Annotated in this window: 6 protein-coding genes, 2 tRNA genes and 4 pseudogenes; 8 read left to right on the top strand and 4 right to left on the bottom strand. The window is 36.9% G+C overall.

Translation table 11 applies throughout. The features are described from left to right. Nucleotides 1-193: 193 nt before the first annotated feature. The 7 genes and pseudogenes from JCM21714_RS17355 (at nt 194) to tsaD (ending at nt 4,223) form a co-directional block, all read left to right on the top strand. Nucleotides 194-267 (top strand) — tRNA-Met (locus tag JCM21714_RS17355). Nucleotides 268-341: 74 nt separating this feature from the next. Further along, nucleotides 342-418 (top strand) — tRNA-Asp (locus tag JCM21714_RS17350). A gap of 188 nt (nt 419-606) precedes the next feature. Next, complete coding sequence (gene thiL, locus JCM21714_RS17345; RefSeq protein WP_369403653.1) at nt 607-1,563, top strand: thiamine-phosphate kinase; 957 nt, start codon at nt 607-609, stop codon at nt 1,561-1,563. A gap of 4 nt (nt 1,564-1,567) precedes the next feature. Continuing rightward, the gene (gene tsaE / locus JCM21714_RS17340; RefSeq protein WP_035726332.1) at nt 1,568-2,026 is read left to right on the top strand and encodes a tRNA (adenosine(37)-N6)-threonylcarbamoyltransferase complex ATPase subunit type 1 TsaE; all 459 of its coding nucleotides are present in this window, start codon (nt 1,568-1,570) and stop codon (nt 2,024-2,026) included. Then, nucleotides 2,026-2,736, top strand: coding sequence for a tRNA (adenosine(37)-N6)-threonylcarbamoyltransferase complex dimerization subunit type 1 TsaB (gene tsaB / locus JCM21714_RS17335; RefSeq protein ID WP_035726330.1), 711 nt, complete (start codon nt 2,026-2,028; stop codon nt 2,734-2,736). Before tsaE ends, tsaB begins: the two co-directional genes overlap by 1 nt. Continuing rightward, entirely contained in the window at nt 2,729-3,175 is a 447-nt protein-coding gene (rimI, locus tag JCM21714_RS17330; protein WP_035726328.1) for a ribosomal protein S18-alanine N-acetyltransferase, read from the top strand. The genes tsaB and rimI overlap by 8 nt, the downstream gene beginning before the upstream one ends. Beyond that, nucleotides 3,172-4,223 (top strand): annotated as a pseudogene (tsaD, locus tag JCM21714_RS17325) (tRNA (adenosine(37)-N6)-threonylcarbamoyltransferase complex transferase subunit TsaD). The gene rimI and the pseudogene tsaD overlap by 4 nt, the downstream one beginning before the upstream one ends. Nucleotides 4,224-4,458: 235 nt before the next feature. Here the strand turns inward: tsaD and JCM21714_RS24585 are convergent. From JCM21714_RS24585 to JCM21714_RS24570, 4 genes and pseudogenes are all read right to left on the bottom strand, one after another. After that, a complete protein-coding gene (locus JCM21714_RS24585; RefSeq protein WP_369403652.1) occupies nt 4,459-4,971 on the bottom strand; it encodes an ATP-binding cassette domain-containing protein in 513 nt (170 codons plus the stop codon). Next, nucleotides 4,966-5,022: pseudogene (locus JCM21714_RS24580) on the bottom strand (hypothetical protein); the annotation flags it as partial. The pseudogene JCM21714_RS24580 and the gene JCM21714_RS24585, both read right to left, overlap by 6 nt. Before the next feature lie 41 nt (nt 5,023-5,063). Then, nucleotides 5,064-5,327 (bottom strand): ATP-binding cassette domain-containing protein, encoded by a 264-nt coding sequence (locus JCM21714_RS24575; RefSeq protein WP_369403651.1) that lies wholly within the window; start codon nt 5,325-5,327, stop codon nt 5,064-5,066. Continuing rightward, nucleotides 5,243-6,387: pseudogene (locus JCM21714_RS24570) on the bottom strand (ABC-F family ATP-binding cassette domain-containing protein). The gene JCM21714_RS24575 and the pseudogene JCM21714_RS24570 overlap by 85 nt, the downstream one beginning before the upstream one ends. A 172-nt stretch (nt 6,388-6,559) precedes the next feature. On the opposite strand from JCM21714_RS24570, the pseudogene JCM21714_RS17315 reads away from it, so the two are divergent. Further along, nucleotides 6,560-7,208 (top strand): annotated as a pseudogene (locus JCM21714_RS17315) (redox-sensing transcriptional repressor Rex). Nucleotides 7,209-7,554: the final 346 nt, after the last annotated feature.

Below are 7,554 nucleotides of genomic sequence, written 5' to 3'. Positions count from 1 at the left end.
TATATATTTTTATAAATGTATTATTTTTATTATCGCGGGGGGGTGGAGCAACGAGCATTACTCCCACCGAGTAGACATCGAGTAACCTCGAAGCATTTAACTTCTTTGAATATGCTAGAAGATGCAGAGGTCACAAATGTTAGCATTATCTTTATTCATATAAATAGTATATAACTATTATTTTTATTATCGCGGGGGGGTGGAGCAGTCTGGTAGCTCGTCGGGCTCATAACCCGAAGGTCGCAAGTTCAAATCTTGCCCCCCGCAACCAAACATTTCTAACTACGTTGAATTTTCATCTTAGCTAGAAAATAATCGTTGTACTAGAAAAGTGCAACTAAGGTCCGGTAGTTCAGTTGGTTAGAATGCCTGCCTGTCACGCAGGAGGTCGCGGGTTCGAGTCCCGTCCGGACCGCCATTTTATGACTTTTAAACCTTAAGATTTAATTCTTAAGGTTTTTTGTGTTGTACAGGAGTAAATTCTCACTATATAATATGCCCGTTATTATTCCTATTTCGGTATTGTTTTGATATGATGTTTGTATATTAAAAATAGTTTTATCTAGATATGAGGGGGTTTTCTATGGAAGAGTTTGATTTTATAAAATAATTCAGCCTAAATATTATAAACAAGCATCGACAAGAAAAGGTATAGGTGATGATGCAGCTATTTTAAGACATACTAATGAAGAAGTAATTGTATCGGTCGACACCATGGTTGAAGATATTCACTTTTCAACAATGACGACAGAGCCTTTCCATATAGGTTATCGAGCATTAGCTGCAAACATAAGCGATATAGCAGCAATGGGAGGCAAACCTACTTCGTACTTAGTATCTATCGTTATCCCTAAGAAGTGGTCTGCAAAGTCCTTACATCAAATATACGATGGCATGAAGCAATTAGCCAAGGATTATCGGATGGATTTAATTGGTGGAGATACTGTATCAGGAAAACAGTTAACCTTATCAATTACAGTAATAGGAACAGTTAATGCAGATAAAGTGAGATATCGCAATAGTGCAAGAGAAGATGATATCATTTTTGTCACGGGAACATTAGGTGATGCAGCATGTGGTCTGCATCTTTTATTAAACAAAGACCAGATGTACTCTGACAAATACCAATACTTTTTAAATCGACATCAGTTGCCCCCCCAACCAAGAATCGACTTTATTAATACATGTACGGCAATAGATAGAATCACGTTAAATGATGTAAGTGATGGTATTGCAAATGAATTAAATGAAATAGCAGATGCTTCTCATAAAAAATTAGTAATTGATTTCGATACGATACCTGTCCACACTCTGTTAGCAGATTTTACTAAAGAGCAGCAGACTGCCTGGAAGTTATCTGGAGGAGAAGATTTTGAATTGGTGGGGACTGTATCGGTTGATAACTGGATACAACTAAAAGAAGCAGCTTTAAAAACAAATACTCCCATAACAGCAATTGGCAAAGTAAAGAATGATGCTAAGAACAACGGCAGTGTCTGGTTAAATCATAATAATCAACTAAAAAAGCTAGATAAATCAGGATATACCCATCTAAGAAGGTGATAAAATGACTGAATATTTATTTGAAACATATACGGAAGAAGAGACAAAACGACTAGCGAGTAAATTGGCTATATTATTAAGCCCCGGAGATGTGGTTACTTTAGAAGGTGATTTAGGTGTAGGGAAAACTACTTTTACAAAGGGGGGGTTAGGGGGGGCAGGGCTTGGAGTAAGAAGAACGATTAATAGTCCTACCTTTACAATTGTCAAAGAATATATGGGCGAAATTCCATTATACCATATGGACGTATATCGCATAGAGAATAGTGAGGAAGATATTGGTTTTGAAGAATATTTTAATGGAGAAGGAGTCACAATCGTAGAATGGGCTTCCTTTATAAAAGAGTTTCTACCAGAGAAACGCTTAGATATAGAGATAACAAGAAAAGATGAATATATCAGAAAGATTGTATTTAAACCAATTGGCAGCTATTTTGATGAGATATGTAAGGAGTTATATTAATGAATGTGTTAGCAATTGATACTTCTAACCAAGTGTTAGGTGTGGCGGTTAGTAAAAATGATGAAATACAAGCAGAATATACAGTTAATATAAAGCGAAATCATTCGATAGGTCTAATGCCCGCAATTGATCATGTGATGAGAGAGACTAATTTAACCCCCCCTGATCAATTAGAACGAATTGTTGTTGCAAAAGGACCAGGATCCTATACAGGTGTTCGAATTGGGCTATCCACAGCAAAAACGATGGCATGGACATTAGATATCCCCCCCATTGTTGCAGTGTCTAGTTTAGAATTACTCGCTCATAATGCCAGACAGCAGCATGGTCTGATCTCTCCTTTTTTTGACGCTAGAAGAGGACTTGTGTATACCGGCTTATATGAAAATAGCCGTGACCGTATTTTTCTTAAAAAAGAGGATCAAAATATTAATTTGGAACAATGGCTGGATGAATTAAAAGCATATCAGAAGCCTGTTGTATTTTTAAGTCAGGATATCAGAATTCACCAATCTTTAATTGTTGAAAAATTAAAGAATGATGCTGTGATTCCCAGCCCGATAGATCATTTACCACGCCCGGGTATATTAGCTTTATTAGGATCACAGAAAAATCCCGAAGCAATTCATCAGTTGACACCAAATTACATACGATTGGTAGAAGCAGAAGCGAATTGGCTAAAAGAACAGGAAAAAAAGCAAAATGACTAAAGTAGAATTTCGAAAAATGACAGAATCAGATATCACATCGGTTATGAACATTGACGAACTTTCTTTCCCGATACCGTGGCCTGAGGATATCTATTATGAAGAACTGCGAAATAATAAGTATGCAGTCTATTTTGTTGCGGTTGTCGATGATAAGGTTGTCGGCTTTTGTGGTTCCTGGATGATTCTGGACGAGGCACAGATCACTAATATAGCGATTGATCCTATTTATCGGGGGAGAGGATATGGTCAAGCACTGTTTCAATATGTGATTAACTATGGGCTGGCACATGGAATTAAACACTTGTCGTTAGAAGTACGAGTATCGAATACTGCGGCACTAAGAATGTATAAGAAGTTTGGGTTACAACCAGGCGGGATCAGGAAAAGTTATTATACAGATAATCTAGAGGATGCATTAGTATTGTGGGTGAAATTATGAATGAATATATTTTAGGAATTGAAACAAGCTGTGATGAGACAGCAGCTGCCATCGTAAAAAACGGTACGGAGATTGTATCAAATGTGGTAGCCTCACAAATAGAAAGTCATAAACGTTTCGGTGGTGTTGTTCCAGAAATAGCATCGAGACATCATGTGGAACAAATAACGATGGTACTGGAAGAAACGTTTGATCAGGCAAAAATGACAATGAAAGATATCGATGCAGTGGCCGTTACAGAAGGACCTGGGTTAGTTGGGGCACTATTGGTTGGAGTGAATGCTGCCAAGGGTTTGGCATATGCTCATCAAAAACCCCCCCTATTAGGTGTTCATCATATTGCAGGACATATTTATGCAAATCGATTAGAAAAAGAATTTGAATTCCCTTTATTAGCGCTAGTCGTTTCCGGTGGACATACGGAACTAATATTAATGAAAACTCACGGTTCTTTTGAAATTATTGGAGAAACACGAGATGACGCAGCGGGAGAGGCCTATGATAAAGTAGCCCGCACGTTAAATCTTCCCTATCCAGGTGGACCAAAAATTGACCAATTGGCACAAACAGGGGGGGAAGCCACTATTAATTTCCCACGCGCATGGTTGGAAGAAGATTCCTTTGACTTTAGTTTTAGTGGACTTAAATCAGCTGTGATCAATACTTTACACAATGCCAAACAAAAAGGGGGGGAAACAATGAAGCAGGAAGATGTAGCAGCTAGTTTCCAGGCAAGTGTTGTCGAGGTATTAACAGAAAAAACAGTTAAAGCTGCCAAACAGTATCGAGTAAAACAAGTTATTGTTGCAGGAGGAGTAGCTGCTAATCAAGGACTTCGTACGACCTTGCAATCAAAATTTCAATTAGAAAAAGAAATAAATCTATTCTTTCCACCATTGTCTCTTTGTACAGATAATGCTGCTATGATTGCTGCAGCTGGCTCTATTGCTTATCAACAAGGCCACAAGGCAAACTGGAGCTTAACGCAAATGCAGGCCTAAGTTTAGAAAAATACACCCAGCGGCAAAAAGTTATACACAGTAAATAGGAGAAAATGTGTATAACTTTATAAATAGTGCAATATCAATAATGGAAGCGACTTAAAAAATGTGGATAACATATCATTTTGTTGTGGATTGTGTGGATAAGTAGTCAAAAAGTTTAAAAGTCAATGCTGAATAAGTGGATAACTATGTTGATAAAAAATAGTTAGCATGACTAAAGATCCTTATATTTTATGACAAAATGACTATATGATAAAAAAGAGCTGGCGCATGCCAGCTCTATTCATGTAATGATTCCCATTCTTCCATCAAGAATTCCACCTTTTGTTTTAAGCTATCACTCTTGGTGGTGAGTTCTAATGCCTTCTCGTGATCTTGAAAAACCTCTGGATCACATAATAGCTGATCAATTTCTTCCAAGTCCACTTCCAATTGTTCAATTTCCTCTTCGATTTCCTGAATGCGACGTTCTTTTTTACGTTGTTCTTTCTTTAATTGCTTGTCCTTTTCAAAATTTGATTTAGACGTCGTCTCCGGTTTATTGTCGACCTTTTTTTCTGACTCTTTAAGCTCTGCCAGTTCTTGTTCCTCTTTCTTTTTTTCAACGTAATAATCATAATCTCCAATATAGACGGTAGTTTTACTCGGTTGCATTTCTAAAATATGTGTAGCTAATTTGTTGATAAAGTACCGATCGTGGGAAACGAATAAAATAGAGCCTGGATAATCGATTAAGGCAGCTTCTAAAACTTCTTTGCTGTCTAAATCTAAGTGGTTCGTCGGCTCATCCAATAATAACAGATTTGCCTTTTCCATCATCAATTTTGCGAGAGCTAGACGAGCCTTTTCACCCCCCGCTTAAGGAGGAAACATTACGTAAGACATCATCCCCCACTAAAAAGGAAGTTTCCAAGAATGGTCCTAATGTCCTTTTCATCCATCATTGGATAATCATCCCATAATTCATTTAATACGGTTTTTTTCGTATTTAATTGTGTCTGTTCCTGATCATAATAACCAATTTGCACATTTGCACCTAATTGGATCTCACCAGAAGCAGGATCTAGTTGACCAATGATTGTCTTAAGCAAAGTGGATTTACCCACACCATTTTGGCCAACAAGTGCCACACTATCACCACGTTCCATGTGCAAACGAAGATGAGAAAAGATATATGGATCAGAGGTTGATAGCGAAAGGCTAGCTCATTTATCTTCAAGACATCATTTCCACTTCTGCGTTCAATGTTAAAAGAGAATTTAGCGGATCCTTCCTCACCAGCCGGTCTATCCATTACATCCATCTTTTCCAGTTGTTTGCGTCTGCTTTGTGCCCGTTTAGTGTTGCTGCACGGACAATGTTCTTTTGGATGAAATCTTCTAATTTCTTTATTTCCGTTTGTTGTTTCTCATATTGTTTAAGATCGTGATCATAATTGGCAGCTTTTTGTTCTAAATACTTACTATAATTGCCATAAAATTTTGAAGAATGATTACGAGAAATTTCATAAACGATATTGACTGTTTTGTCTAAAAAATATCGATCGTGAGAGACAATCACGACGGCACCCTTATAGCTATTTAAATAAGATTCTAACCATGTCAGTGTTTGAATGTCTAAGTGGTTCGTTGGTTCGTCTAGGATTAAAATATCGGGCTTTGTTAATAATAATTTTCCAAGTGCTAATCGGGTTTTTTGACCACCGCTAAGCGTCGCGATAGAGGCCGACCAGGTTGATTCAGGAAAATTAAGCCCATTTAAGACAGCCTTCACATCTGCTTCGTATTGAAAACCACCAGCTTGCTTAAAATCCTCTTGTTTTTGATCATAAGCTGTTAATAATTGATGATACTGATCCTGATTAGCAAGAAAATCAGGATCACCCATTTGTTGCTCCATTTTACGTAAGGATTGTTCTTCTTTTTTTAAATAGGCAAAGATTTTCACCATTTCATCCCAGATTGTTTCTGTTGAATCTAATCCTGAATGCTGCGCTAAATAGCCTAAGGAAATATCTTTTGGTTTGTGAATTTCTCCTTCATCATAGCCTAATTGACCGGAAATGATATTTAATAAAGTAGATTTACCGGCACCATTTCGACCTACGATGGCAATCCGGTCCTGTTCCTTAACTTCCAGTTTTATATTAGATAAGATCAGCTCTGCGCCAAATCTTTTTGTTAAATTATTCACCTGTAAATATATCATGTCATTCACCTCTAATGTATTCAGTGTATCTAAAAGCAACAGTACCTGCAAGCACTGGTATTTGTGATTAAGTGAATAATTTCACGACATTTCTTTACTTTTCTGTTAAAATAGATGGTAAGTAAAAACATTCACAAATCCATCGCATAGAAAGTAAGGGGGGGAATGAATGATGTTGAATCAAAGCAAAATACCACAAGCAACAGCAAAGCGGTTACCATTATATTACCGTTTTTTAAATAATCTCTATCTGCAGGGAAAATCGCGCGTGTCTTCAAAGGAATTAAGTGAAGCAATAAAAGTCGATTCTGCTACCATTCGACGAGACTTTTCGTATTTTGGCGCATTAGGAAAAAAAGGCTACGGCTATAATGTCGAATACCTGTTAGGTTTTTTTAGAAAAACGTTAGATCAGGATGAAAATACACCTGTAGCCTTGTTGGGTAGGTAATTTAGGTACTGCGTTTTTAAATTATAATTTCACGAAAAATAATAATACAAAAATCGAAGTGGCTTTTGATGTCGATGAAGCGAAAATTGGAAAAAAGATTGGCGACGTAGAGATTTGTCACATTGATGAAATAGAGGAAAAAGTGGCGAATATATCCGTAGTAATTCTAACTGTTCCTGTATCAGAAGCACAAACTATCACGGATCGATTGGTTGCTGCAGGTATAACTGGTATTCTAAACTTTACACCTGCTAGAATTACAGTCCCGGAGAAGGTCCGCGTCCATCATATAGATTTAGCTGTTGAATTACAATCATTAGTATATTTTATGAAACATTACCCACTAGAGGTTAACCAGGATGAAGAATAAAAAAAGAGGCTGAGACAAAAGTAATTTGATAAAAGTAAAATCCGAACGATATGCAAATTCTTCGATGAAATTTACTATCATTCGGATTTTTCAATTGCATATAAGGAAGATGATGCGACATAACTTCGATTTAATGAGTAGTAATTTTGAAATTAATATTAGGTGTGACAATCGCTCCGGCTTGTTACGCAGTTATACCATATCATAATTATCTTATCAGTTACTGCGCATAATCTATCATATGTTCATCTTAATTCTTTAGATCATTCGGCTTTGTGATGGAAAGTAATTGATATGTCCCCCCCAGACTCATAAAAAAAAAGAAGTGCGGTGAGCACTTCTTTTT

The organism is Gracilibacillus boraciitolerans JCM 21714 (genome assembly GCF_000521485.1).
Taxonomy (GTDB): Bacteria; Bacillota; Bacilli; order Bacillales; family Amphibacillaceae; genus Gracilibacillus; species Gracilibacillus boraciitolerans.
Note: the sequence above shows the minus strand (reverse complement) of the source record. Positions and strands in the feature narration are given on the sequence as shown.